Source organism: Streptosporangium sp. NPDC048886 (genome assembly GCF_055586905.1).
Genome location: NZ_JBVJHH010000005.1, coordinates 98,175 through 122,745 on the forward strand (window position 1 = coordinate 98,175; position 24,571 = coordinate 122,745).

Genomic DNA, 24,571 nt, shown 5'->3' on the forward strand with positions numbered 1-24,571 from the left:
GCGGATGAGCCTCAGCAGCTGGCGCGTCCCCGCCGTGAGCCCGCGATGACCACGGTCTCGGAGCCGGAGATCGTCCCGGTGCCCCGGGCGCGGCTGGGCGAGGGGCCGCGGTGGGACGGACGCACCGGGACGCTCCTGTGGGTCGACATCCCGGCGGGCCGGGTGCACCGTCTCGACCCCTCCGACGGCTCGCACGGCGTGATCGACGTGGGACAGCCGGTCGGGGTGGTGGCCCCCAGGGCCGCCGGCGGGCTGGCGCTCGCCGTCCGGGACGGCTTCGCCGTACTCCCCGAGACCCGGTGGGCGGCGCCCGCGGCCGGGGACGCCGTCGCGCACGGCGGCCTGGAGCTGATCGCGCCGGTGACGGCCGCCGAGCGGCCGGGCAACCGGATGAACGACGGTGCCTGCGACCGCGCGGGCAGGTTCTTCGCCGGCACCAAGGCGGAGGACGACACCCCCGGGGCGGGCGCGCTTTACCGGCTCGACCCCGACCACCGCTGCGAACGGGTGCTGGAGGGGGTCACGGTCTCCAACGGGATCGCCTGGAGCCCGGACGAGCGGCTGCTCTACTACGTGGACACGCCCACCGGACGGGTGGACGTCTTCGACTACGACCCGGGCGACGGGCGGCTCGGCAACCGCCGGACGTTCGCCGAGATCTCGCGGGGGATGCCCGACGGGATCACCGTGGACGCCCGCGGCCACGTGTGGGTCGCGCTGTGGGGCGGCGGCGCCGTCCTGCGCCTGCGCCCCGACGGGCGGCTGGACCTGACCGTCGAGATCCCCGCCACCAACGTGACGAGCTGCGCGTTCGGCGGCCCCGACCTCGACGTGCTGTATGTGACCACCGCCTCCGACGGCACGGCGGGCGGCGAGCTGCTGCGCTGCCGCACCTCCGTCGAGGGGATGCCGGCCAACCCCTACCGGGAGCGCGCGTGACGGTCCCGGAGACCGGCCGGACGCCCCGCTGAGGCTCCGGGCCCGAGGACGTGCCCGCGGGTCCGCGGCGGGCACGTCCTCGGGCCCGTGCCCCGGCTCAGCCCTTGACCGCGCCGGTCAGCGCCTGGACGAACCGGCGCTGGCCGAAGAGGAACACGCCGAGCACGGGGAGCGTCGTGAGCACCGTGCCCGCCATGACCGCCGGCCAGTCGGCGCGGTGCTGGCCCTGGAAGGTCGTCAGTCCCACCTGGACCGTGTAGTTCGCCTCCGAGCTGACCGCCACCAGCGGCCAGAACAGATCGTTCCAGGCGGTGATGAACGTGATGACGCCCAGGGCCGCGAGGGCCGGCCCGGCGGTCGGCAGGACCACCCGGAAGAACACGGCGGACCGCGAGCACCCGTCGATCCGCGCGGCCTCCTCCAGCTCCTTCGGGAACGACTGGAAGAAGGAGGTCATCAGGTAGATGCCCACCGCCGAGCTGAGCTGCGGCACGATGAGCGCGCCCAGCGTGTCGGTCAGGCCGACCCTGTTGAAGATCAGGAATGTCGGGATCACCGTGAGCTGGAACGGGATCAGCGCGGTGGCGATCACCAGGATCAGGGTGACCCTGGAGCCGACGAACCCGATCCTGGCGAAGGCGTAGCCCGCCATGCTGCACAGCACCAGCTGGGCCAGCACGATCGCGCCCGACACGATCACACTGTTGAGGAACCAGCGCGGGAAGTCGGAGCCTTCGAGCACCGTGCGGTAGCCGCCCAGGTCGACGCCCTCCGGCCAGAGCGCCGGCGGGAACCGGTTGAGCTCGCCCTGGGTCATCACCGAGCTGAGGATCATCCAGACGAACGGCAGCACGGTCACCGCCGACATCGGCGCGAGCACCAGATGCCACCCGCTGGGCAGACGGCGTCTCATCGCATGACCCCCCTCCGCCGCGCGACCAGCAGGCCCGCGACGATCAGCAGCAGGGTCCCGGCGAACAGGGTGTACGCCACGGCCGCGCCGTACCCGGCGGTGAAGAAGCTGAAGGCGAGCTGCCAGACGTAGTAGACGATCGTCACGGTCGAGTTGGCCGGGCCACCCTTGGTGGTGGTCATCACCAGGTCGAAGAACTGCAGCGCGTCGATCAGCCCCCAGACCGCGAGGAAGATCGTCATGGGCCGCACCGACGGCACGATGATGTGCCGGAACGTGGTCCACCTGCCGGCCCCGTCGATGGAGGCGGCCTCCAGCACCTCCTTGTTGATCTCCTGGATCGCGGCCAGGTAGATCACCACCGAGAACCCGAAGCGGGTCCAGAAGAAGATGAGGGTCAGCACGAGCATCGCCTGCGAAGGGCTGCTCAGCAGGCCCTGCACCGGCAGGCCGAGCTTGACGAGCAGCCCGTTCATCAACCCGAAGTCGCGGTCGAAGATGTAGCCCATGAGCAGCCCCGCCGAGGTGGCCGAGGCGATGTAGGGCACCAGGAAGCAGGCCCGGTAGAAGCCGATGCCCCGCACCTTCCGGTTCAGCAGCACCGCCACCAGCAGGCCCGCCGCCAGCGAGGCCGGGATGTAGAGCGCCACCAGCAGCCCGGTGTTCCTGAGCGCCTGATGGAAGACCGGGTCCTGGACCAGCGCCCGGTAGTTGTCGAGCCCGACGTCGCGCCCGGGGGACATCAGGTCGGAGTCGGTGAAGGAGAGCGCGAGCGCCCACACCATGGGGATGATCGAGAAACCGAGGATGACCAGCGTCGCCGGGCCCGCGAAGGACCATCCCGCGACGTTGTCGGCCGGCTTCCTGCGGTCCCGAGGTCCTCCGCGGGGCGCGGCGGCGCGGCTCAGGGCCGGCGCGGTGACGTTCACGATCCCGGCACGGCGAGCGCCGCGTCGGTCTTGGCGGCGGCCTGGTCCAGCGCCGTCTTGGCGTCGGACCTGCCGAGGAGGGTCTGCGCGATCGCGTCGGCCATGAAGGAGGACACCCGCGGATACTTCGTCGTCGGCGGCCTGACCCGCTTGGCGTTGGCGAGGTTGGCCGAGACCACGTCGATGCCCGGGTATCTCTTCAGGTAGTCCTGGTAGCCGGGCAGCTTGGTGATCGACTCGCGGATCGGCAGCGACCCCGTGTCGGTCATCCACACCAACTGCTGCTCGGCCGCGGTCAGCCAGCCCAGGAACATGGCGGCGGCCTTGACGCGCCGCTCATCGTGCTGGAAGACGACCCAGTTGTCGGGCCCCGAGACCGTCTCGTGGTTGCCGTCAGTGCCGGGCAGCCGCGCGACGCCGTAGTCGAGTTTCGCCGCCTGCAGGTCCGGGAGCACCCACGGGCCGGCCAGGAAGAGGGCCAGCCGCCCGGACTCGAACAGCTTCTGCCCCTTCTCGGCCGGGCTGGAATCGAGGTAGACCGACTTGTCGTCGACCGCCATGGCCCGCAGCAGGCCGAGGGAGCGCTGCCCGGCGGGGGAGTTGAAGGCGGCCTTCTTGTGGTCGGGGGAGAGGATGTCGCCACCCGCCTGCCAGATCATCGGCCACAGCCCCCAGACGGCCTCCTCGCCGCCGCTGATCGCCCAGGTGGTGCCGTAGACGCCGCCGCTCGCGTCGGTCGTCTTCTTCGCCATCGCCCGGAAGCCGGCCCAGGTCCAGTCGGGCCCCGGCGGCTCCAGACCGGCCTTGGCCAGCAGTTTCCTGTTGTAGAGGACCACCATGTTGTCGACCACCGCGGGGAAGCCGATGACCTTCCCCTGGACGGTGACCGCCTCGCGCTCGTTGGCCCAGAAGTCCGGCCAGCCGACGGCCGGGTCCTTCACGTGCTCCGAGAGGTCGGCCACCTTCGGGTTGCGGGCGATGTTGGGCGCCCAGGAGCCGTAGAGATAGGCGATGTCGGGGTAGGCGTCGGAGGTGAGCGCGGCAGTGATCTTGGGGAGCATGCCGTCGGCGGTCGCCCCGCCTGACTCGGCCCGGACCTTGACGTCCTGATGGGTCTGGTTGAACCGGTCGATCAGCTTCTCCATGGACTTGGCGGATCTGTCCTCCTGGCCGTGCCAGATGGTGATCTCCACCGGCCCGGACGCCCGCTCCTCGGCCGCCGCGCAGCCGGTCGCGGCCAGCGCCACGGCGGCGGCCACGGCCAGGGCGCGCCTCACCGGACCTCCCCGGTGAGGCGGGGGCCGGTCACGACGGGGCGGACGGCCTCCGGACCTTCGGGTCCGCGGGGTGCCGGGATGTGGGGTGCCGGGATATCGGGGAGGACGTTCTCGGGGGTTTCGACGCTGCCCGCGCCGACGGACACGATACGTGCCATGGGACTTTCCTTCCGCAGAGCACGGCGGCCTCAGCCGCTGCGTGCGGCGATAATAGCGACTGTCCGTCATGCAGACTAGCTTTCCGTTATACGGAATTCGTTGAAAAACCTGGCCATTTGTGGAACGGGACAGGGCGCGCCGGCAGGCCGTCCACCGGCCCACCCCTCCCCGCAGGCGTCCGCCGGGACCGCCGCGGAGTTGACAAGCTCACCTCCGTCCCGATTTCCTTGATCACAGAATTTGATTCCGCTATACGGAAAGCAGGAAACTTTGTTGGTCAATTCCCGGGCGCTCCGCCCGGCCCCGCTCCGCCTCGCCGGCCGGCTGGCCGCGGCGGCGGCCGTACTCCTGGCCTCGGTCACGGCCCTCGGCGCCACCGCCTCGGCCGACGCCGCCGCTCCCGCCACCGCCTCGGCCGCACCGGCCGGCGCCGCCGCGAGCGCGGCCGTCTGGCGCCCTCCGGTGCAGAGCCGCTGGCAGTACCAGCTCGAAGGCAGCACGGCCCACGCGGCGACCGGCGGGATCGACGTCGCCGTCTGCGTGACCCCGCAGACGGGCGGCGCCTGCGTCCGGCCGAGCGTGTTCGACATCGACCTCTACGTGGACGCCGCCGTCGCCGGCAACAACACGACCGTCAACACGGCGGCCGTCAAGGCGATCCACGCGCGGGGCGCCAAGGCGATCTGCTACGTCGACTCCGGGTCGATCGAGGAGTTCCGCCCCGACTACCAGCAGTTCGTCGACTGGCACAAGAGCCACGGCAACTCCCTGCTGGGCAAGCCCTTCAGCGCGGAGTTCCCCAACGAGCGCTGGGCCAACATCAACAACGACAAGGGACAGCGTGACTTCCTCCTGCGGATGATCGAGGCCAGGGTCGCCAAGTGCGCCGCGGCCGGATTCGACGGCGTGGAGTTCGACGTCGTGCACGCGCACGAGGAGGGGGCCTCCGTCACCGGCTGGAAGATCAGCGCGGCGACCCAGCTCGTCTACAACCGGGCGCTGGCCGACATGGCGCACCGGCACGGCCTGTCGGCGGCGCTCAAGAACGACCTGAGCCAGGTCTCCGACCTGGTGTCGAGCTTCGACTACGCGGTCAACGAGGAGTGCTTCCAATGGGGCGAGTGCGCCGAGCTCAAGCCCTTCGTCCAGGCCGGCAAGCCGGTCTTCCAGGTGGAGTACAAGACCTCGCCGTCGAGCTTCTGCGCCAAGGCGAACGCCGCCGCGCTCAACTTCAACGCCATCAAGAAGGCCTCCGACTACTCCCTGAAGAACCAGCCGTACAAGCCCTGCCGCTGACCCGGCCGGACGCCCGCTCCCGGACCACCGGGAGCGGGCGCGCCGGCTCCGGCCCACCCTCGGCGCCGTGCCGCCGCCGGAGCGCCGGCACGGCCCGTGTCAGCGCCCGGACGTTCATGCCAGCCTCGGTACGAGCCTGAGCGCGTTGCCGGTGTAGACCTGGCTCAGCACGTCGTCGGGGAGGTCGGGCCCGCTGATGGTCCAGCGGCCCATCAGCGGCGGGTCGTCCTTGACCATCCAGTCGCCGTCCTCGGTGAGCCGGCGGCCGAGGTGGATGTGGGCGTCCACGGCGGGCAGGCGGGCGCGGTCGACGTGGTGGACGGGGACCCGGAGCCGGGAGACGGGACGGTAGCGGGACAGCGGTAGATCCGGAGTGCACACGGTCAGTCCCTGACGCCTTCGGGCAGCAGGTCCCCGTGGGCGGCGATCAGCTCGTCGACCAGCTCGCGGATCCGCTGGACCGGCAGGGTGGCCGCGGTGTTCGGGTCGAGCAGGGCGGCCTGGTAGACGTGGTCGCGGCGGCCTTCCAGGGCGGCCTTCACGGTCAGCTCGCTCACGTTGAGCGTGCTCCTGTTGAGCGCGGCGAGCTGGGCGGGCAGCTCGCCGATCCTGGTCGGCTGCACCCCCGCCCGGTCCACGTGGCAGGGCACCTCGACGCAGGCGTCGGCGGGGAGGTTGGCGATGAGCCCTCCGTTGCGGACGTTGCCGTGGATGAGGCGGGGGGTGCCGGTCTCCATGGAGTGGATGGCCAGCGAGGCCAGCTCGTCGCCGCGTTCGATGGTCACGCCCTCGCCGGCGTCGAGGGAGCGCTTCTGCGACTCGTACTCGGCGAAGCCGTCGGCCAGCCAGTCAAGGTAGACGCCGACCGGGATGCGGTAGTGCTCGACCTGGTCGGCGTGCGGGAGGAACCAGGGCAGGTACTCGGAGCCGTGCTCGCTCGACTCCGTCGGGAAGTAGCCGAAGTTCCGGTATACCTCCACGCGGACCCTGCGCCGCAGCTCGGGGCCGGCCTCGATGAGCTCGTCCAGCCGGCGGTACAGGTTCTCCCCGTTCCGCTCGAAGCGGAGCACGAACGCCTGGTGGTTGACGCCCGCGGTGGTGAAGGAGATCTCCTCCTCCGGCACGCCGACCATCCTGGCCAGGGTGGACTGGGTGTCGCGCGCGGCGTGGCAGACGCCCACGACGTTGCGGAACGGCGTGCCCGCGTAGACCGCCCACGGGATCATCGACATCGGGTTGGTGTAGTTGAACAGCACCGCGCCGGGGGCGAGCTCGGCGAGGTCGTGCCCCATGGCGACCATCACGGGGATGGTGCGCAGCGCCCGGAAGATCCCGCCGATGCCCAGGGTGTCGGCGATCGTCTGGCGCACGCCGTACCGGGCGGGGATCTCGAAGTCACGCTGTACGGCGGCCAGCCCGCCGACGGCGATCTCGTTGATGACGTAGTCGGCGCCGTCGAGCGCGGCCCTGCGGTCGGCGTGCGCCTCGATCTTGGCTCCGACGCCCAGCTCGGCGACCATCCAGGTGGCCATCGCCTCGGCCGTGGCCAGCCGCGCGGGATCGATGTCGTGCAGCACGATCGTCGACTCGGTCAGCTCGGGGAAGGTCAGGATGTCGGAGAGCAGGTTCTTGGCGAAGGTGATGCTACCGGCGCCCACCAGGACGATCCGGGCCATGGGATACCTCGATTCAGGGGGTGAGCAGTGCCTTGACGGGGGTGGTGCGGCCGTTCATCAGCGCGGTGAAGATCTCGGCGCCCTCGGCGAGCGGGAAGGTGTCGACCCAGCTCAGGTCCCAGCCGCCGACCAGGTCCACCGCGGCGGCGAAGTCGGCGTCGCGGTAGGCGAAGGAGCCGAGCACCCGCTTCTCGCCGCGCACGAGGTCGGCGGCGTCGAATCCGGCGGTGCTGTCGGCCAGGCCCAGCCAGACCGCGACCCCGCCCGGCCGCAGGCGGGCCAGCGACTGCTCGTGGGTGGCGGCCGCGCCGACCGCGTCGAAGACCACGTCGTACTCGCCGGTCAGCGTGGACACGGCCGCGTCGGCGCCCAGCCGGCTCGCGATCTCGCGGCGGCTGTCGGACCGGTCGGCGATCTCGACCCGCCCGGCCCCGCCCGCCACCGCGACCTGCAGGCAGGCCAGGCCGATGGCGCCGGCGCCGATGACGCCCACCCGCGCCCCCGCCGGAGCGCCGGCCAGCGCCCAGGCGTGGACGGCGTTGGCCGCCGGCTCGACGATGCCCGCCGCCGTCCAGCCGAGCCCCTCGGGCATCGGGACCAGCGCGCCGGCGGGCACGGCGACCCGCTCGGCGAACGCGCCCGGCGTGTGCACCCCGACGATCCGCCGCTCCCGGCACACGTTGCGCAGCCCCAGCGCGCACAGGTCGCAGCGGCCGCAGGAGAGGATGGGGTTGATGATGACGGGGCGGCCGTCCTCCGTGCGGCCGGCGAACTCGTGCCCCATCACCAGCGGCGGCACCCGGAAACCGGGCGCCTTGACGCCGTGCAGCTCGCTGCCGCAGATGCCGGAGGCGACCACGTGCACCAGCACGTCGCCGGGGCCCGGCTCGGGCTCGGGCACCTCGCGCATCTCCACGGTGCCGGGTCCGGTGAACACCAGGGCCCTCACCGGAGCTCGCCGCCGGCCGGATGTGCGTATCTCACGGGAACTCCTGTCCAGGGGGTCGGATGCGGCACGGGGTCGGCACGGTGGCCGTCACCTGCCGACGACGGGGTTGCGCAGGGTGCCGACGCCCTCGACGCTCACCTCGACGACGTCTCCGGGCCGGAGCGAGCGCCGCGGGTCCATGAACTCGCCGCAGCCCCACGGGGTGCCGGTCAGCACCACGTCGCCGGGTTCGAGGGTGAAGGCGCGGGAGCAGTAGGACAGCAGCTCGGCGACGCCGAAGAGCATCTCCGCGGTGCTGGAGTCCTGCACGGTCTCGCCGTTGACGGCCGTCCGCAGCCGGAGCGACTGCGGGTCGCCGAGCTCGTCGGGGGTCACGACGGCCGGGCCGAGCGGGCAGAAGGTGTCCAGGCTCTTGCCGCGCGTCCACTGGCCGTCGGCGAACTGCAGGTCGCGGGCGGAGACGTCGTTGGCCACGGTGTATCCGGCCACTCCCGCCAGCGCCTCGGCCGGGCTCGCGTGCCGGATCGGCGCGCCGATGACGGCGGCCAGCTCGACCTCCCAGTCGACCCGCTCGGTCAGCTCGCCGTCGATGACGATCGGCTCGCCGGGGCCGATCACGCTGGAGGGGAACTTGGCGAACATCAGCGGGCGCCCCGGCCTGTCCATCCCCGCCTCACGGATGTGGTCCAGGTAGTTCAGCCCGATCGCCACGATCTTGCCGGGCCGCAGCGGCGCCACGGGCACCGCGTCCGCGAGCGGCTCGGCCGCCGAGGCCGCCAGCCGCCGGGTCTCCTCGACGCCCCCGGCCAGCACCGTCTCCAGCGGCGTGCCGGCCGGGACGTCCAGCGCGTACCAGAGCCCCTCGCGCTCCACCGCGGCCAGCCGGGCCCTTCCGGCGCGCACCGTGCCGAGTCTCATCCACTCCCCTTATTCCGTATCGCAGAATGCAGTTCTGAATAGGCGACAGAACACCACCCGGGGCGATCGACTGTCAAGCATCAGCGGAAAGATCCCAGATGAGAACGGTCGTCCTGGGTCGCGACTCAGGAAGCACGGCGGATCGGGCGGCGGATCGGGCGCCGCCCCTCCCCGCCGCCCCAACCGCCCTCCCCGACGGATGCCCGGGCCAGAGCGGCGCGACCCGCCGTAGAGCGCACCTCGTCGGCAAGCGCGGCCCGCTGATTCCGAATAACAGAATGTTGGACCGGATTACGGAACTGATGCTAATTTCGACCAGCATCCGCCGTACAGCCGACAGGGACGGTCCCGCCGATGTATCTCGAACTCGACACCCCCGCACCGGTCATCGACCTCGACGTGGTCCGCGCCGACGTGGCCGAAATGGCGAAGGTGGCCACGGCGCACGGCGTCGAGGGCGGCCGGGCCGTCACCGGACCACGCGTCGCCGCCCGCGGCGCGGTGCGCTGAAGGGGAAGGTCGTCATGCGAGGGTTGTCGGGAAAGCGGGTGCTGGTCAGCGGTGGCAGCAGCGGCATCGGCGCCGCCACCGCCCGGAGGTTCCTCCAGGAGGGCGCCCGGGTCGTCATCGGAGGGCTGGACCAGGCCGAGGTCGACCGGACGGTGGCCGAGCTGGCCCCGCTCGGGGAGGTGAGCGGGCTGCCGGGCGACGTCAGCTCCGAGGCCGACGTGGCCCGGCTGGTCGGCGGCGCGGTCGCCGCGCTGGGCGGCCTCGACGTGCTGGTCAACAACGCCGGCACCGCCTGGCGCGAGCCGTTCCTGGAGATCACCCCGGACCACTGGGACCGGATCATCGCGGTGAACCTGCGCGGCATGTTCCTGGTCGCCCAGGCCGTGGCCAGGCACCTGGTGGCGCAGGGGTCCGGTGGGGTGATCCTCAACATGTCCTCCACCAACGGGCTCGGCGGAGAGGCGGACTACGCCCACTACAACGCCTCCAAGGGCGGCGTGCTCCTGCTCACCAGGACCATGGCGGTCGAGCTCGGCCGGCACGGCATCCGCGTCAACGCGCTCTGCCCCGGCTACATCCGCACCCCGCTGAACTCGGCGATCTCGGCCGGGCTCGACGACGGCTTCGTCTCCGCCTACGAGCGCGACCACATCCCGCTGGGCCGGGCGGGCCTGGCCGAGGAGGTCGCCGCCGGATACGCCTTCCTGGCCTCCGACGACGCGGCGTTCGTCCACGGCACCGAGCTGGTGATCGACGGCGGCCAGTTGGCGATCATGTGATATCACACCGCCGTACGCCAAGGAGGCCGTACGCCAGGGAGAGAGGGCCCATGAACACCGCCTCACACGGGGAGCCGCTGGACGCCACCCTGCTGCGGGAGCTGCGCGCGATCGTCGGCGCGGACCACGTACGGCACGCCGACGGGGACGTCGCCGCCTACGCCAGGGACGCCACACCGCTCTTCTCCGCCAGACCCGGCGCCGTCGTCCACCCCGGCTCCACCGAGGAGGTGGCCGCCGTCCTCAAGCTGGCCGGCGCGCGCTCCGTCCCGGTCGTCCCCCGCGGCGCCGGGTCCAACCTGTGCGCCGCCACCGTCCCCCTCACCGGCGGCATCGTGCTGGTGCTGACCCGGCTCGACCGCATCCTGGAGATCAGCGCCGACGAGCTGCTGGCGGTCTGCCAACCGGGCGTCACCTCCGCCGAACTGGCCGGGGCCGCCGCCGCGCACGGCCTGCTGTACGCGCCCGACCCCGGCAGCAGGACCGTGGCCACGGTCGGCGGCACCATCGCCACGTGCGCGGGCGGCCTGCGCGGCCTCAAGTACGGCGTCACGCGCAACTACGTGCTCGGCCTGGAGGCGGTGCTGGCGACCGGCGAGGTCATCCGCACCGGCGGACGCCTCTGGAAGGACGTCGCGGGCTACGACCTCACCCGCCTGCTCACCGGCTCCGAGGGCACCCTCGGCGTGATCACCGAGGCGACGGTCGCGCTCACCCCCGCCCCGGAGGCCGGCGGCACCGGCCTGGCGTACTTCGCCACCCTGGCCGACGCCGGCCGGGCCGTGGCGCGGATCATCGGCTCCGGCCTCGTCCCGGCGACGCTGGAGTTCCTGGACGCCAAGTGCATCGAGGCGGTCGAGTCCTACGCCCGGCTCGGGCTCCGGTCCGACGCGGGGGCGCTGCTGCTGTTCGGCGACGACGGCGACGCCGCCGCCGTCGGCCGCCATCTCGACCGCATGGCCGAGCTCTGCCTCGGCGAGGGCGCGCTGGAGGCCACCGTCGCGGGCGCGGCGGCCGAGTCGGAGGCGCTGCTAGCCGCCCGGCGGTGCGCGCTGCCGGCGCTGTCGCGGCTGGGCTCGGTCACGATCCTGGAGGACGCCAGCGTGCCCCGCCCGCGCATCGCCGAGATGGTCGGCCACATCGACGCCATCGCCGACCGGCACGGCCTCACGATCGCCACCTTCGGCCACGCGGGAGACGGCAACCTCCACCCCACCTGCGTCGTGGACGCCGGCGACACCGACGCGGTCGAACGCGCGCACCGCGCCTTCGGCGACGTCTTCCGCACCGCGATGGAGCTCGGCGGCACCATCACCGGTGAGCACGGGGTCGGCGCCGCCAAACTCCCCTATCTCACCGAGCGGCTCGGCGCCGACCAGATGGCGCTGCTCCGCCGGATCAAGGCCGCTTTCGACCCCGCAGGCATCCTCAACCCCGGAAAGCTGGGCTCGTGAACGGTTTCACCCCCGAACTGCTCGACCGCTGCATCTCCTGCGGCTTCTGCCTCCCCGCCTGCCCCACCTACGCGCTCACCAAGGACGAGACCTCCTCCCCCCGCGGCCGGATCACGCTGATGCGCGCCCTGGAGGAGGGCACCCTGCCGGACAACGACCTGCGGCTCCAGGAGGAGTCGAGCTTCTGCCTCGGCTGCCGGGCCTGCGAGACCGTCTGCCCGGCCGGGGTCCAGTACGGCGCGCTGCTCGAAGAGTGGCGGGACCGGCAGTGGCAGGGCAGCCGCCGTCCCCTGATCGTCCGGCTGCTGATGTTCGCGGTGAACGCCCGCCGGCGGGTGTGGCTGATGGGCCTGTTCCGCCGCCATGCCCGCACCCGCCCGGCCCGGTCCGGCCTGTTCCGCCGCCGGGCCCGCACCTCCCCGGCCCCCTCCGGCCCGCACCTGATGCTCGGCTGCTTCGAGCGCGCCCTCTACCCGCAGGTGAGCCGGGCCGCCCGGCGCCTCCACCCCGAGCTGGCGGCCCCGGCCGCGCAGGGGTGCTGCGGAGCGCTGCACGCGCACAACGGCGACTCGGCCCGCGGCCGGGAGATGGCCGTGGAGCTGGGCGAGCGGCTGCCCGGCACGATCGTCACCACCTCCGGCGGCTGCGCCGCCCACCTGGCCAACGTGCTCGGCCGCGACCGGGTCAAGGAGATCTCGGAGTACCTGACCGGCGAGGAGACCGCCGGGACCGGCCGGGGCGTCCCCGACACCGGCGCGGAGACCACCGAGTCCGGCTCCGGGAGCGGCGCGGAGGGCCCCGGGACCGCCCGGGAGCTCCCCCGGACCGGTGCGCGCATCGCCCTGCAGGACTCCTGCCACCTGCGCAACGGCCTCGGCGTCTGGCGCGAGCCCCGGGCGCTGCTGGAGCGGATGGGCGAATACGTCGAACTGCCGTCGGCGGGGACCTGCTGCGGGGCGGCGGGCAGCTACGCCTTCGTCCGGCCCGGCGACAGCAGGCGGATCCTCGACGCCAAGCTCGACGAGATCGAGGCGGCCGGGGTCGACTACGTGGCCGTGGTCAACCCCGGCTGCTACCGCCAGCTCGAACAGGGCCTGCGCCGCCGGAGGTCCGCCGTGCGGGCGGTGCACCTGGCCGAGCTCGCGGCCGGCTCCGTCAGGCCCGCCGACCGCTGAGGGCCCCGCCCGTACGGCGCGCCCGCCGCGCGGCTCCGTTCAGCTCTTCAGGAAGAGTTCGACGACGGGGACCGCGACGTCCGGCCGGGTGACCGGCAGCCGCAGCGTCAGCGTGCTGTCCGGCAGGCCGGACAGGTAGAGGTGACCGGGCTGCTCGGGGTCCACCTCCAGGGAGCGGACCTCGGAGGCGTCGTGCAGGAACTGGGCGTACTCCACCCGTCCGGCCAGGCCCTCCAGGTGCACGTGCCGCATCGGCCAGGCGAACAGGTGCAGGTAGAGCCGGTCCCCGCGGCGGGTGTAGCGGCAGTCCGGGGGCGGGGTGAACTCGGGCGCGGCTCCGGCGCCGTGGATGGACCGGCCGTGCAGCCGCATCCAGGCGCCGATCTCCCGCAGCCGGTCCAGGGCCCGCGGCTCGAACTCGCCGCGGCCGTTGGGCCCGACGTTCAGCAGCATGTTGCCGCCCTTGGAGACGTTGTCGACGAGCATCCGGACCAGCAGGTCGGCCGGCTTCCAGTCGAGGTTGTCGCGGTCGTAGCCCCAGCTGCCGTTGAGCGTCTGGCACGCCTCCCACGGGACGGCCCCCGCCACGCCGCCCGGCGGCATCACCTGCTCGGGAGTGGTGAAGTCTCCGGAGCCCAGGTCCAGCCGGTTGTTGATCATGATCCCCGGCTGGAGCTCCCGGACCAGGTCGGCCAGCTCCCGCGAGCGCCACTCGTCCCGCCCCTTGGCCCCGAAGCCGCGCCCCGGGTAGGAGAAGTCGAACCACATCAGGTCGACCGGGCCGTAGCCGGTGAGCAGCTCCCGGACCTGGCCGTGCAGGTGGTCGGCGTACTCGCCGACGTCGCGGTGCGCGGTGGCCGCCTTGAACGCCTCGTCGTCACGCTGCGGATGGTAGAGGTCGACCGGGAACTGCGGATGGTGCCAGTCGATCAGCGAGTGGTAGAACCCGATCCGCATGTCCCGGGCGCGGAAGGCCTCCACCATCGGGCGGAGCAGGTCCTTGCCGTACGGCGTGCGCGCCGCCGTGTAGTCGGTGAGCGCCGAGTCCCACAGGCAGAAGCCCTCGTGATGCTTGGTGGTGACCACGAGATACTTCATCCCGGCGCCGGCCGCCTCCCGGGCCCAGACCTCCGGGTCGTACAGATCCGGGTCGAAGTGGCGGAAGTAGCGGTCGTAGTGCGCGTCGTCCAGCCGTTCGTAGCTCTTGACCCACTCGTGCCGGGCGGCCAGGGCGTACAGGCCCCAGTGGACGAACAGCCCGAACCGGGCCTCGGTGAACCAGCTCATTACGGATCCTCCCCGATCGGGAACGGGTACGGCGGAGCGCCCGGATGCGCTCCGCCGTACGGGCTCATGGATGGACGGCCACTGCGGCCAGACCCACCCGGCCGGTCCCGGTCAGCCTGACGCGGACGTGACGCCCCTCGGCCCCGATCTCCACCAGCGAGGGGCGCAGCGCCCGGCCGGTGACCGGCACCGACGTGGCCCCGGCGAAGTCGGCGGTGGCGGCGACCTGCACCTCGAAGCCCGCGGTGGTCATCGAGGCGTCGTTCCAGATCTCGACGGAGCCGATCCGCTGGACGGAGCCGAGGTCCACCTGCCACCAGGCGCCCGGCTCACTCCTGGTCCTGGAGTCGGTGGCGGTGGAGCCGTCGACCACCCGGTCGGCGGTCGCCGTGCCCTCGGTGGAGGACTGGGCGGCCGCCCTGCCCCGCGCCAGGTCGGGCCGGAGCTGCTCCACCTCGCCGCCGCCGGCCCCCGCCTGCCGGGCCACCGCGACCACCTCGGCCGGGAGCGTCTCCAGCGAGGTGTGGTTGTCGACCATCTGCGAGCCCCGGCCGGACAGCTCCGGGGCCGTGGTGTCCGTCCAGTTGCCCCGGGCGATGTTCTCGATGCCGTATCCGGCCCAGTTGGACACCCACTTGTATCCGATCCGGGTGATGACGTTGCCCTCCACCAGGATGTGGGAGCTCTGCTCGTCGAGGTAGACGCCGTTGCCGTCACGCTCGGTGTTGCCGTACGCCGAGCGGTTGAGGTAGTTGCCGGAGATCACCGTGCCGGGCTGCGGGCCCTGGGTGTAGATCGCGCCGCCGTCGTGCTGGTCGTGCTCGACCATCATGGCGTCCACGATCCGGTTGTTGGTGATCTTGTTGTCCCGGAGCGCCGGCCGCTGCGCCTCCGGCTGGTTCCAGCCCCAGCCGACGGAGACGCCGGAGTAGGGCAGCTTCTCCAGCGTGTTGTGGTCGATCGTGAGCCCGGCCTCGTAACCGGCCCAGATGCCGACCGCGTCGGTGTACTCCACACCGGTGTGCGTGATCGTGTTGCCCGACACGGTGTTGCGCATCCCGGCCAGCTCGGGCTCGGGGTTGGGCTCGGTGTCGCCGACGTAGACGGCGCCGGAGGACAGGTCGGTGAAGCGCGAGGCGGTGACCGCGCTGTCCTGGGTGCCGCGTTCGAGGACGGCTCCGGCGCCGCCGAGGCGGGTGAAGACCGCGCCGTCCACCACGACGTTCCGGCCGCCCCGCACGGTCAGCGCGGCGGCGGGCTTGGTGTAGTGGCGGCCGGCGTGGTCCACGGGGCCGGTGGCGCCGGTGAGGGTGAGCCCGGCCTGCGTGCCGGCGTAACCCTCGTCGGTATCGGGCTGCCGGTAGGCCGCGTGCGCGAAGGTCAGGCCGTCGATCCGCACGTTACGCGCCCCGTCGAGGACCATCAGACGCTCGGTCACCGGCGTGACCGCCGTCTCCGGGTCCTCCCCCTGCCGGGGCAGGTAGGTGACGGTCCGGGCGGCGGAGTCCCAGACGAACTCGCCCGGCCGGTCGAGCAGCTCGACCGCGTTCTCGAAGAAGGCGACGCCCTTGTAGCGGGAGGAGTCGACGGTGGTGCTGTCCCAGGCGGGGCCGGTCCGGTCGGTGCCGCTCGCGGAGTTCCGCCAGCAGGGCTGGGCGAACGTCAGGGTGTCGCCGTCGACCCCGGTGATCCGGCAGTGGTAGTTGCGCCACCGGACCCGGATCACGGCCTCGGCGTCGACCGGCCGCCGCCAGCCGGCGACGCCGGCCGCGACCGCCCCGGTCATGCCGGTCCCCGTCGCGTCGCAGACGCTCGCCGCGCACGCCTCGCCCCGGGCCCGTACGGCCCGCACGCCGTTGACGAAGAGCTGTCGCGGGGTGACGCCCTCCGGCACCCGGGCCGTCCAGCGGTCGCCGTCGCGCCGCCAGCCGGTGACGGCGGCGCCGCCGTCCAGCACCGGCGTCTGGCCGGGCTCGGCGGCCCAGGTGACCGGGTGGCCCTCGCCTCCGGAGTCCTCGGCGGTCAGGGTCAGCGGTTCGACGAGCCGGTAGCGGCCGCCCGCGAGCTGGACGCGGATGTCGCGGTCCTTGCCCTTGGCCAGGGCCCTACGTACCTCCTGCCTGGCCGAGGCCAGGTCGCACGGCCGGCCGGGCGAGCAGGCGTGCCCGGAGCCGCCCGGCGCGGCGTGGAGGACCTTCGGTCCCGGCGCGGCCTGCGCCGGCAGGGCGGGGACGGTCACGGCGGCCAGCGCGGCGGCGGCCAGTACGAGCGCTCTGTTCACTGGGTTCCCCTGCTTCCTCTGCCGGTCCCGGCCCGTCACGGGCTGACCCAGTCGGGGTGTCCGGGCATCGGCGGGTTCTTCTCGCCGTACAGCCAGCCCCGCAGGAAGCCGTCGAGGTCCTGGCGGTGGGTGGTCTGCACCGCGTGCGCGACGAAGTCCTCGGTGGAGGCGTTGCCGTGCTTGTGGCGCCGCACCCAGGTGCGCATGACGCGGTCGAAGTCCTCCTCGCCGACCTGCTGCCGCAGGGCGTACAGGACGAGGGCGCCGCCGTCGTAGATGTTGTAGCCGCCCAGCCCCTTGGGTCTGCCGGGCGGGCCGTCCTTGAGCCGGACGGCGTCGAGTTTGCCGTAGACGGTCCGCATCTTGTCGGCGACCTGCTCCCAGCCCCGCTCCTGGGCCCACACGGCCGCGTAGTAGACGGCCGGCCCCTCGTTCAGCCAGGCGTCCTGCCAGGTGGCGGGGGTGACCGAGTCGCCGAACCACTGGTGGACGAGCTCGTGGACCATGGTGGTGGTGTATCTGTCGGTGCCGTCGGGCCGGTTGAACCAGCCGGTGCCGAACAGCGAGAGCGTCTGGTTCTCCAGGGCGTCCTTGTAGCCGTCGTAGATGTGGACGCCGTAGGTGCTGAACGGGAAGCGGCCGAACCGCTTCTCGGCCCAGGCGATCTGCTCGCCGGTCAGGTCGGCGATCGGACCGTACTTGGCCTCCTGCCCGGCGGGGATCACGTGCCGGAGCGGCAGGGCGTGCGGGCCGGTGCCGGAGCGCTGGACGCCCTTCACCACGGCGATGCCGAGCAGCTCGGAGGCCATCGGCTCGCGCGCCTCGAACGTCCAGACGGTCTTGCCGCCGCCGCTGTCGGCCGTGCCGGTGAGCACGCCGTTGCCGGTGGCCACATACCCCTCGGGGGCGGTGACGCGGAAGGTCCAGGTGGCCTTGTCGGAGGGGTGGTCGTTGACCGGCAGGAAGGTGTCGGCCCGGCTGGCCTGCGCGGCGGAGGCGAAGCCGCCGTCGGCGCCGAAGCTCCAGCCGCTCAGGCCGGTGTAGGGGCCGGTGCCGGTGCCGTGGTAGTCGACGGTCACGGTGAACGGCCGGCCGTACCCGATCGGCCGGTCCGGGGTGACGACCAGCTCCCCGCCGTCGTGGACCCAGGTCGCCGGCCGGCCCTCGACCGTGATCGCGTCCACGGTGTGCCGGTCGAAGTCGAGGTTGAGGGCCGACAGCGCCTGGGTGGCCTTGGCGCGGATCTCCACCTTCCCGGTGAAGGTCCTGGCCCCCGGCGTGTAGTCGAAGGACAGGTCGTAGTGCCGGACGTCGTAGCCGCCGTTGCCGAGCAGCGGGTAGAGCGGGTCGCCGAGCCCGGGGGCGCCGGGCGAGGGGACGTGGTCGGCGGGGGTGGCGGCCAGCACCGGGGGGGTGAGGGCCGCGGCGGCCAGTACGGCCGCCGCGACCGTGGCGAGACGCTTCACCGGGTGGGTCCTCCTGCCTGCTGCAGAGCCTGCTCGTACTCGGCGCGGGCCTTGTCGCCGCCCTGCGCCTTCCAGTCCTTGACCATCTGGTCGTAGTCGCTCATCGGGGCGCGGCCGGCGATGATGGACTTGATCCGGTCGCCGCGCAGGGTGACGAGGCTCTCGAATCTGCTGTCGTAGGTCGGGGAGTAGAGGCCGAGGGTGGGGTCGTCCACGCTGATCGGGATCAGCTTCGACAGGGCCTCGTGGACGTGGCGCACCCCTTCGGCGGAGGCCGCGTCGAACAGCACCTGCGGCGGGGCGGTGACGTATTTCCAGGGCACCGCGATGTCCTGGGCGCCCTGCTCGGTCACGATGGGGTTGCCCTTGTCGTCGCGCTTGTGGTCGGTGCCCTCGACGCCGTAGTTGATGAGCGTGTACTCCTCGCTGCCGAACGGCGCGGCGAAGAAGTCGGCGACCCTCAGCAGCTCCTTGATCCTGGCCTCGTCGGCCTTCTTGACCAGCGTGTAGGCGTAGAGGATGTTGTCGTTCCAGGAGACGGCCCGGCCGCCCACCGGGGCGAACGGCCGGGGGTCGAAGCTCTTGTCGATCTTCTTCATCGTCTCCAGGTGCTGGCCCGGCCCGAGGTAGGAGGGCAGGCCGTCGTAGATGTAGGCCGCCTTGCCCGCCCGGAACTCGTTGCGCATCTGCAGCTTCTGCATCCCGTCCGAGCCGGGGTGGTACACCCCGTCCTCGCGGAGCTTGCGGGAGAACTCGACGGCGGCCCTGTACTCCTCGGTCTCGATGTCGGCGACGAGCTTGCCGGTGGCCTGGTCCAGCCGCCACCAGTACGGCGCGCCGTACATCTTGGCCATGACCGTGGAGATGCCGCCGATGATCGCCCATCGGCCGTCCTTGGGCCGGGTGAGCTCCTTCATCAGCTCGGCGAACCGGTCCAGGTCCGTGATCTCGGCGAGGTCGGTGACCCCGGCCTCGGCGAACAGGTCGTGCCGGTAGAAGCCGGAGCCGCCGGTGAGGCTCCGGGGGATCGGCAGGCCGTACAGCTTGCCCGAGGTGACGCAGGACTTCCAGGCCGTCGTGGGGATGTTCGCCAGGTTCGGATACGCCTTGATCCCGTCACCCGAGAGGTGGGGGGACAGGTCGGCGCACTTGGCGGCGAGGAAGGCGGGGAGGTTGTTGACCCCGGAGCCGCCGATGTAGAGGAAGATGTCGGGCAGGTTGTCCCCGGCCACCATCGTGTTGAACTTCGTCACCCAGTCGGCGTCCGGGACGATCATCATGTCGACCGTGCCGCCGAGCCGCTTCTCGATCTCCTGCCAGGCCGGGTTCCGCTCCCTCGGCGGCGGCGGGGGCAGGAAGGTGGAGACCGCGATCTTCACGCTGCCGCCGGAGAGCGGCGGCCGCGGCACCGCCCGGAAGAGCTTGTCGGGGTAGGTGAAGTAGCCGGCCGGGACCCCCTGGGCGGTGGCCGCCAGGTCCGGAGCCCCGCCGCCGGTCAGCGCGGCGTAGGCGGGCAGCTTCACGCTCACCCCGGACGCACTGGCCGGCGCCGCGGCGCCGCCCCCGGAACACGCGGCGAGCAGCGGTGCGGCGGCCAGGCCGAAGGCCGTGCCGGCCCCCAGACGCAGTAGGTTGCGGCGGGACATGCCCGGTAGGTCGTTGCTGGACACGTCGGTATCTCCTTTCGAGGGCGCGGACTCAGCCCTTGATGGCGCCGGTGAGCACGCCCTTGGTGAAGTAGCGCTGGAGGAAGGGGTAGACGAGCAGGATCGGGACGAGGGCGACGACCAGCACGGCCATCTGGATGGCCTGGACGGGCGGCGGCGCCTCGCTCGCCGCGGCGGCGGCGTCGGTGAGCGACTGGCCCTGCAGCACGAAGGTCCGCAGGATCAGCGGGAGCGGCCACTTCTCGGTGTCGTCGAGATAGAGCACCGCGTTGAAGAACGCGTTCCAGTAGGAGACCGCGTAGAACAGCGAGACCACCGCGATCACGGCCTTCGACAGCGGCAGCACGATGCGCAGCAGGATCCGCAGGTCGCCCGCCCCGTCCATGCGGGCGCTCTCCATGAGCTCGCGGGGCAGCCCCATGAAGAACGACCGGAGCACCACCAGATTGAAGGCGCTGACCAGGCTGGGCAGCACCAGGGCCGCGAAGGTGTTGAGCAGGCCGAGCTCCCGGACGAGCAGGAAGTTCGGGATGATGCCCGGGTTGAACAGCATGGTGAACAGCGCCACCATGAGGATCACCCGGGAGCCGGTGACCTCGCGCCGGGACAGGCCGTAGGCCATGGCGACGGTGACGGACAGGCTCGCCAGGGTGCCGGCCAGCGTGACGCCGACGCTGACCAGCAGCGCCCGGGTCACCACGCCGCCCTGGAAGACGATCCGGTAGGCGTCCAGGGTCGGGGCGGCGGGCAGCAGGACCAGCCCGCTGCTCGTGGCGATCTCCGTCTCGGTCGAGAGGCTGGTCCCGATCACCCCGATGAACGGGTAGATCACGAGCAGCGTGACCAGCATGAGCAGCAGCGCCTTGAGGGCCAGGCCCAGCCTGCTCGGCGGCTCCATCCACGGCGGCCGTTTCCCCGCCGTCCTGGTCGCCGTCCTGGTCGTGGTTTTGGTTGTGGACCTGGTCGTGGGTCCGGTCGTGGGCCTGGTCGTCGGCTCATCCGCCGGCCTGGCCGTCTGCTTACTTGTCGGCACCGCGGTACACCCCCTCGTGGCCGAACAGGTGGGCCACCTTGTTCGCGCCGAGCACCAGGGCGGCGCCGACGATCGCCTTGACCATGCCGACGGCGGCGGCGGTCCCCCACTGCCCGTCCCGCACGCCGTGGAAGTAGACGTAGGTGTCGAGCACCTCGCCCGCCTCGGGGCCGACCGCGTCGCGCTGGAGCACGATCTGCTCGAAGCCGGCCGACAGGATGCTGCCGAGGTTGAGGATGAGCAGCAGGATGATGATCGGGCTGATGCCGGGCAGGGTGACGTGCCAGAGCCGCCGCCAGCGCCCGGCGCCGTCCATCGCCGCCGCCTCGTACAGCTCCGGGCCGATGCTGAGCAGCGCCGCCAGGAAGATGATCGTTCCCCAGCCCGCGTCCTTCCAGATGAGCTGGAGCGTGACCAGCCAGGGGAAGGCCCCCGGGTCGGTCATCATGTCGTAGCGGGGCAGCCCCAGCCCCTCCAGCGCGTCCGGCAGCACCCCGGTCCCGCCGAGGATCTGCTGGAAGATCGAGACGATGATGATCCAGCCGATGAAGTGCGGCAGGTAGACCACGCTCTGCACGAACCGCCGGACCCGCTCGCTGATCACGCTGTTCAGCAGCAGCGCAAGTCCGATCGGGGCCGGGAAGAACAGCAGGAGCTGGACCACGGTGATCTGCAGGGTGTTGGCCACCGCGTCCCAGAACCCGGGGTCTGAGAAGATCGTCGCGAAGTTGCCCAGGCCCACCCACGCGCTCTCGGCGAAGCCGAGGAACGGCTGGTAGTCCTGGAAGGCGATCACGTATCCGGACAGCGGCACGTAGTGGAAGACCAGGAAGTAGATCAGCCCGGGCAGGGTCAGCAGCAGCATGACCCGGTCCCGCCACAGCCGCCGCCACAGTGACTGCCCGCGGGAGCCCCGCGAGGAGGCCGCCCGCGGCGGGGACGCCTCCCGCGGAGCGGGGTCGAGCCGCGTGGGCGCCGTCTCTCCCACGACGGCCTCCGGTGGAGCACCGGAGCGGCGGAGGGCCGCCTGCGGCGGCCCTGTCTCATTACCCATGATCTTGTCCCCTTCGGCCGGGGGGCGGCCGCCCGAGGGGTGGCCGGAGTCGTTCTCGGTCCTTCGCGGATGACCCGGAAAACATCCGATGTCCACGGCGAGTTGCCCGAAGTCTGGTAAGCGCTTACGCCTTTCGTCAAGACCCCAGCGCACCCAAATTTGCGCGATCAAGCATGGATAGCCCGGTTTTCCAGCAGATATATGCATGGGAACGGCCATCGTGGTTGACGAACCCCGCCGAGTTGCCTATCGTCCAGCACGATTCATAGAACGCGCTTACTATCGGGGGCGGCGGTGCACACGACAGGCGAGACGGTTCCGGACCCACCCCGCGTGCGACGGCCCCGCGTCGTGCTCGCGATGAACACCCCGGACACGGCCGAGGTGTTCACCCCCGAGGCGTGGCGGCGCCTGCACGAGGTCGCCGAGGTCCGCCCCGGCGTGCTCACCGGCTTCGCCGGCCCGGCGGCCGCCGAGGCCCTGGCCACCGCCGAGGTGCTGCTGACCTGCTGGGGCTGTCCCAGGGTCGACGCGGCGACGCTCGACCTGGCGCCGGAACTGCGGGCGATCGTGCACGCCGCGGGGACGGTCAAGACGTTCATCGCGCCGGAGGTCCTCGACCGGGGCGTGCGGGTCACCTCCGCCGCCGCGGCCAACGCGGTCCCGGTGGCCGAGTTCACCTTCGCCGCCATCGTCTTCGGCGCCAAACGGGTCTTCCCCCTCGCCCACCGCTACCGGGCCCACCACCGCAAGCGTGACCTCTCCGGACTGCCGTGGCTCGGCACCCGGGGCATCACCGTGGGCGTGGTCGGGGCGTCGAGGATCGGCCGGCTCGTCATCGGGATGCTGCGCGCGCTCGACGCCACCGTGCTCGTCCACGACCCCTACCTGGACGCCGCCGGCGCCCGCGCGCTCGGCGTGGCCCCGGTCGGCCTCGACGAGCTGTGCCGCCGCTCCGACGTCGTGACCGTGCACGCCCCGGACATCCCCGCCACCCGCGGGCTGCTCGACCGGCGGCGCCTGGCCCTGATGCGGGACGGCACGCTGATCGTCAACACCGCCCGGGGGCCGCTGATCGACGGCGCGGCGCTCGCCGACGAGCTGGTCTCGGGGCGGCTGGACGCGGTGCTCGACGTCACCGACCCCGAGCCGCTGCCCCCGGACTCCCCGCTGTTCGACCTGCCGAACGTGCTCATCACCCCGCACGTCGCCGGCGCCCTCGGCAACGAGCAGGCCCGGCTGGGCACGCTCGCGGTCGAGGAGCTCGCCCGCTACGCCGCGGGCGAGCCCCTGGCCCACGAGGTGCGGGCGCAGGACTGGGAGCGGATCGCGTGATCCCTCCCGAGAGCCCGCGCGCACCCGGCCGCGCCGATCACGTGAACCCCCAGGCGAGCCCGCCGGCACCAGGCCGCGCCACCCGCGTGATCCCTCCCGAGAGCCCGTACACACCCGGCCGTGCCGATCATTCGGACTCTCCGGGGGGCCCGCGCGCACCCGGCCGTGCCACTACCCTGAAGCCCAGAGGAGGCCGTGTCGTGGACAGTCAGCCCAGGGGCCGCCAGCGGACGTCCGCCACCATCGCCGACGTGGCCAGACACGTGGGCGTCTCGGCGGCCACCGTGTCCCGTGTGCTCAACCAGAACTACCCGGTGGCCGCCGCCACCCGCGAGCGGGTCGAGCGCGCGATCCAGGAGCTCGGCTACGTCGTCAACGCGCACGCCCGGGCGCTCGCCGGGGTGACCACCCGCACGGTCGGCATCATCGTCAACGAGCTGGTCGACCCGTTCTACGCCTTCATCGCCCGGGGCGTCGAGACCGAGGCCACCGAGACGGGCCGGCTCTGCCTGGTCTGCTGCACCAAGGGCGACCCCCGCAAGGAGCTGGCCTTCATCGACCTGCTGCACGAGCAGCGCGCCGACGCGGTCATCCTGGTGGGCGGCAGCGTGAACGACCGGGCCTTCACCGCCGAGGTGGCCAGGCGGGCCCACGCCCTCGACGCCGGCGGCTCGCGCCTGGTGCTCTGCGGCCGCCCCTCGATCGGCTCCGACGTGCCCACCTCCGTGATCGAGTACGACAACGAGGGCGGCGCCTTCGCGGTGACCGACTACCTGCTCAACCAGGGTCACCGCCGCATCCTCTACGTCGGGGGCCCGCCGTCGCTGTCGACCACGCTCGCCCGCCTGGCCGGCCACCGGCGCGCCCTGGAGATGCGCGGCCTGCCGGGCGACCCGGCCCTGGTCCAGACCGGCGCGTTCAGCCGGCGGTTCGGCTACGACCGGGTCCGCGCCGTGCTCGCCGAGGGGCTCGACTTCACCGCCGTCTTCGCCGCCAACGACATCGTCGCGGCGGGGGCGGTGCAGGCGCTGGAGGAGGCCGGGCTCCGCATCCCGGCCGACGTCTCGATCGTCGGCTACGACGACGTGCCGGTGGCACAGGAGCTGCGGCCCATGCTGACCACCGTGCACGTCCCGCTGGAGGAGATGGGCAAGCAGGCGGTACGGCTGGCGCTGTCCGATCCCGACGACCATCTGGCCCCGGTGACGAGCTCCATCCGGATCGGCACCCACATCGTGGTGCGCTCCTCGGTGGCGCCGCCCGCCGCCGGCCGTCCTGGGACCCGCCGCTGACCGTCCTGGGACCCGCCACGGACCGTCCCGCCGGCCACCGCTGACAGCCCTGGGCCCTCCGCCGACCGTCCCGCCGGCCACCGCCGCTGACCGTCCTGGGGCGGCGGCGTCCGGGCCCTACCGATGCCGTGTCTAGTAAGCGCTTGCATCCCGAGCGGCCATCGACCGGTCAGAAGGCGCAG

The 24,571-nt window shown here is 72.3% G+C and carries 22 protein-coding genes; 8 read left to right on the top strand and 14 right to left on the bottom strand.

Going from position 1 to position 24,571, the window contains the following annotated elements; translation table 11 throughout:
- Positions 1-45: 45 nt before the first annotated feature.
- The gene (locus tag ACZ6R6_RS07595; protein WP_470091036.1) at positions 46-939 is read left to right on the top strand and encodes an SMP-30/gluconolactonase/LRE family protein; all 894 of its coding nucleotides are present in this window, start codon (positions 46-48) and stop codon (positions 937-939) included.
- Between the two features lie 97 nt (positions 940-1,036).
- Here the strand turns inward: ACZ6R6_RS07595 and ACZ6R6_RS07600 are convergent, their stop codons facing one another.
- From ACZ6R6_RS07600 to ACZ6R6_RS07615, 4 genes are read right to left on the bottom strand one after another with little or no spacing between them, the layout of a single operon-like run.
- Positions 1,037-1,852 (bottom strand): carbohydrate ABC transporter permease, encoded by an 816-nt coding sequence (locus tag ACZ6R6_RS07600; RefSeq protein WP_470091038.1) that lies wholly within the window; start codon positions 1,850-1,852, stop codon positions 1,037-1,039.
- On the bottom strand, positions 1,849-2,781 hold the full coding sequence (locus ACZ6R6_RS07605) for a carbohydrate ABC transporter permease (RefSeq protein ID WP_470091039.1): 933 nt from the start codon (positions 2,779-2,781) through the stop codon (positions 1,849-1,851). Before ACZ6R6_RS07605 ends, ACZ6R6_RS07600 begins: the two co-directional genes overlap by 4 nt.
- A complete protein-coding gene (locus ACZ6R6_RS07610) occupies positions 2,778-4,058 on the bottom strand; it encodes an ABC transporter substrate-binding protein (RefSeq protein WP_470091041.1) in 1,281 nt (426 codons plus the stop codon). The genes ACZ6R6_RS07605 and ACZ6R6_RS07610 overlap by 4 nt, the downstream gene beginning before the upstream one ends.
- Entirely contained in the window at positions 4,055-4,216 is a 162-nt protein-coding gene (locus ACZ6R6_RS07615) for a hypothetical protein (protein ID WP_470091043.1), read from the bottom strand. The genes ACZ6R6_RS07610 and ACZ6R6_RS07615 overlap by 4 nt, the downstream gene beginning before the upstream one ends.
- 271 nt (positions 4,217-4,487) lie before the next feature.
- Between ACZ6R6_RS07615 and ACZ6R6_RS07620 the strand changes: the two genes are divergently transcribed.
- A complete protein-coding gene (locus ACZ6R6_RS07620) occupies positions 4,488-5,513 on the top strand; it encodes an endo alpha-1,4 polygalactosaminidase (RefSeq protein WP_470091045.1) in 1,026 nt (341 codons plus the stop codon).
- Between the two features lie 114 nt (positions 5,514-5,627).
- On the opposite strand, the gene ACZ6R6_RS07625 is transcribed toward ACZ6R6_RS07620, so the two are convergent.
- From ACZ6R6_RS07625 to ACZ6R6_RS07640, 4 genes are all read right to left on the bottom strand, one after another.
- Positions 5,628-5,894: a hypothetical protein gene (locus ACZ6R6_RS07625; protein ID WP_470091047.1), complete on the bottom strand. Its 267-nt coding sequence runs from the start codon at positions 5,892-5,894 to the stop codon at positions 5,628-5,630.
- 2 nt (positions 5,895-5,896) lie between these two features.
- Positions 5,897-7,189: an alpha-galactosidase gene (gene melA, locus ACZ6R6_RS07630; RefSeq protein ID WP_470091049.1), complete on the bottom strand. Its 1,293-nt coding sequence runs from the start codon at positions 7,187-7,189 to the stop codon at positions 5,897-5,899.
- Positions 7,190-7,202: 13 nt separating this feature from the next.
- Positions 7,203-8,126 (bottom strand): zinc-dependent alcohol dehydrogenase, encoded by a 924-nt coding sequence (locus ACZ6R6_RS07635; RefSeq protein WP_470091050.1) that lies wholly within the window; start codon positions 8,124-8,126, stop codon positions 7,203-7,205.
- 99 nt (positions 8,127-8,225) lie between these two features.
- Positions 8,226-9,056 (bottom strand): fumarylacetoacetate hydrolase family protein, encoded by an 831-nt coding sequence (locus tag ACZ6R6_RS07640; protein ID WP_470091052.1) that lies wholly within the window; start codon positions 9,054-9,056, stop codon positions 8,226-8,228.
- Between the two features lie 354 nt (positions 9,057-9,410).
- On the opposite strand from ACZ6R6_RS07640, the gene ACZ6R6_RS07645 reads away from it, so the two are divergent.
- The 4 genes from ACZ6R6_RS07645 to ACZ6R6_RS07660 are packed head-to-tail and all read left to right on the top strand — an operon-like array spanning position 9,411 to position 12,974.
- Positions 9,411-9,566: a hypothetical protein gene (locus ACZ6R6_RS07645; protein ID WP_470091054.1), complete on the top strand. Its 156-nt coding sequence runs from the start codon at positions 9,411-9,413 to the stop codon at positions 9,564-9,566.
- Between the two features lie 14 nt (positions 9,567-9,580).
- Positions 9,581-10,345: an SDR family NAD(P)-dependent oxidoreductase gene (locus ACZ6R6_RS07650; RefSeq protein ID WP_470091056.1), complete on the top strand. Its 765-nt coding sequence runs from the start codon at positions 9,581-9,583 to the stop codon at positions 10,343-10,345.
- Between the two features lie 50 nt (positions 10,346-10,395).
- Positions 10,396-11,799, top strand: a complete 1,404-nt coding sequence (locus ACZ6R6_RS07655) for an FAD-binding oxidoreductase (protein WP_470091058.1) — start codon at positions 10,396-10,398, stop codon at positions 11,797-11,799.
- Complete coding sequence (locus tag ACZ6R6_RS07660; protein ID WP_470091060.1) at positions 11,796-12,974, top strand: (Fe-S)-binding protein; 1,179 nt, start codon at positions 11,796-11,798, stop codon at positions 12,972-12,974. The genes ACZ6R6_RS07655 and ACZ6R6_RS07660 overlap by 4 nt, the downstream gene beginning before the upstream one ends.
- A 39-nt stretch (positions 12,975-13,013) precedes the next feature.
- On the opposite strand, the gene ACZ6R6_RS07665 is transcribed toward ACZ6R6_RS07660, so the two are convergent.
- The 6 genes from ACZ6R6_RS07665 to ACZ6R6_RS07690 form a co-directional block, all read right to left on the bottom strand.
- Positions 13,014-14,261, bottom strand: a complete 1,248-nt coding sequence (locus ACZ6R6_RS07665) for an alpha-L-fucosidase (RefSeq protein WP_470091061.1) — start codon at positions 14,259-14,261, stop codon at positions 13,014-13,016.
- A 64-nt stretch (positions 14,262-14,325) separates the two neighbouring features.
- On the bottom strand, positions 14,326-16,542 hold the full coding sequence (locus ACZ6R6_RS07670) for a galactose-binding domain-containing protein (protein ID WP_470091062.1): 2,217 nt from the start codon (positions 16,540-16,542) through the stop codon (positions 14,326-14,328).
- A gap of 35 nt (positions 16,543-16,577) precedes the next feature.
- Positions 16,578-18,008, bottom strand: a complete 1,431-nt coding sequence (locus tag ACZ6R6_RS07675) for a M1 family metallopeptidase (protein ID WP_470091063.1) — start codon at positions 18,006-18,008, stop codon at positions 16,578-16,580.
- A complete protein-coding gene (locus tag ACZ6R6_RS07680; RefSeq protein ID WP_470091065.1) occupies positions 18,005-19,678 on the bottom strand; it encodes an extracellular solute-binding protein in 1,674 nt (557 codons plus the stop codon). The genes ACZ6R6_RS07675 and ACZ6R6_RS07680 overlap by 4 nt, the downstream gene beginning before the upstream one ends.
- Positions 19,679-19,706: 28 nt before the next feature.
- Positions 19,707-20,708 (bottom strand): carbohydrate ABC transporter permease, encoded by a 1,002-nt coding sequence (locus ACZ6R6_RS07685; RefSeq protein WP_470091066.1) that lies wholly within the window; start codon positions 20,706-20,708, stop codon positions 19,707-19,709.
- Positions 20,695-21,762: an ABC transporter permease gene (locus ACZ6R6_RS07690; RefSeq protein WP_470091067.1), complete on the bottom strand. Its 1,068-nt coding sequence runs from the start codon at positions 21,760-21,762 to the stop codon at positions 20,695-20,697. Before ACZ6R6_RS07690 ends, ACZ6R6_RS07685 begins: the two co-directional genes overlap by 14 nt.
- 333 nt (positions 21,763-22,095) lie before the next feature.
- On the opposite strand from ACZ6R6_RS07690, the gene ACZ6R6_RS07695 reads away from it, so the two are divergent.
- Together ACZ6R6_RS07695 and ACZ6R6_RS07700 are read left to right on the top strand one after the other, a co-directional pair.
- Positions 22,096-23,097: a hydroxyacid dehydrogenase gene (locus tag ACZ6R6_RS07695; RefSeq protein WP_470091069.1), complete on the top strand. Its 1,002-nt coding sequence runs from the start codon at positions 22,096-22,098 to the stop codon at positions 23,095-23,097.
- 200 nt (positions 23,098-23,297) lie between these two features.
- Positions 23,298-24,389, top strand: coding sequence for a LacI family DNA-binding transcriptional regulator (locus ACZ6R6_RS07700; protein WP_470091070.1), 1,092 nt, complete (start codon positions 23,298-23,300; stop codon positions 24,387-24,389).
- Positions 24,390-24,571 lie beyond the last annotated feature (182 nt).

Excerpts from the sequence above, each read along its gene's own strand:
- ACZ6R6_RS07595 (WP_470091036.1), top strand. The coding sequence starts at position 46 with ATGACCACGGTCTCGGAGCCGGAGATCGTCCCGGTGCCCCGGGCGCGG.
- ACZ6R6_RS07645 (WP_470091054.1), top strand. The coding sequence starts at position 9,411 with ATGTATCTCGAACTCGACACCCCCGCACCGGTCATCGACCTCGACGTG.
- ACZ6R6_RS07640 (WP_470091052.1), bottom strand. The coding sequence starts at position 9,056 with ATGAGACTCGGCACGGTGCGCGCCGGAAGGGCCCGGCTGGCCGCGGTG.
- melA (WP_470091049.1), bottom strand. The coding sequence starts at position 7,189 with ATGGCCCGGATCGTCCTGGTGGGCGCCGGTAGCATCACCTTCGCCAAG.
- ACZ6R6_RS07600 (WP_470091038.1), bottom strand. The coding sequence starts at position 1,852 with ATGAGACGCCGTCTGCCCAGCGGGTGGCATCTGGTGCTCGCGCCGATG.
- ACZ6R6_RS07665 (WP_470091061.1), bottom strand. The coding sequence starts at position 14,261 with ATGAGCTGGTTCACCGAGGCCCGGTTCGGGCTGTTCGTCCACTGGGGC.
- ACZ6R6_RS07655 (WP_470091058.1), top strand. The coding sequence starts at position 10,396 with ATGAACACCGCCTCACACGGGGAGCCGCTGGACGCCACCCTGCTGCGG.
- ACZ6R6_RS07650 (WP_470091056.1), top strand. The coding sequence starts at position 9,581 with ATGCGAGGGTTGTCGGGAAAGCGGGTGCTGGTCAGCGGTGGCAGCAGC.
- ACZ6R6_RS07690 (WP_470091067.1), bottom strand. The coding sequence starts at position 21,762 with ATGGGTAATGAGACAGGGCCGCCGCAGGCGGCCCTCCGCCGCTCCGGT.
- ACZ6R6_RS07615 (WP_470091043.1), bottom strand. The coding sequence starts at position 4,216 with ATGGCACGTATCGTGTCCGTCGGCGCGGGCAGCGTCGAAACCCCCGAG.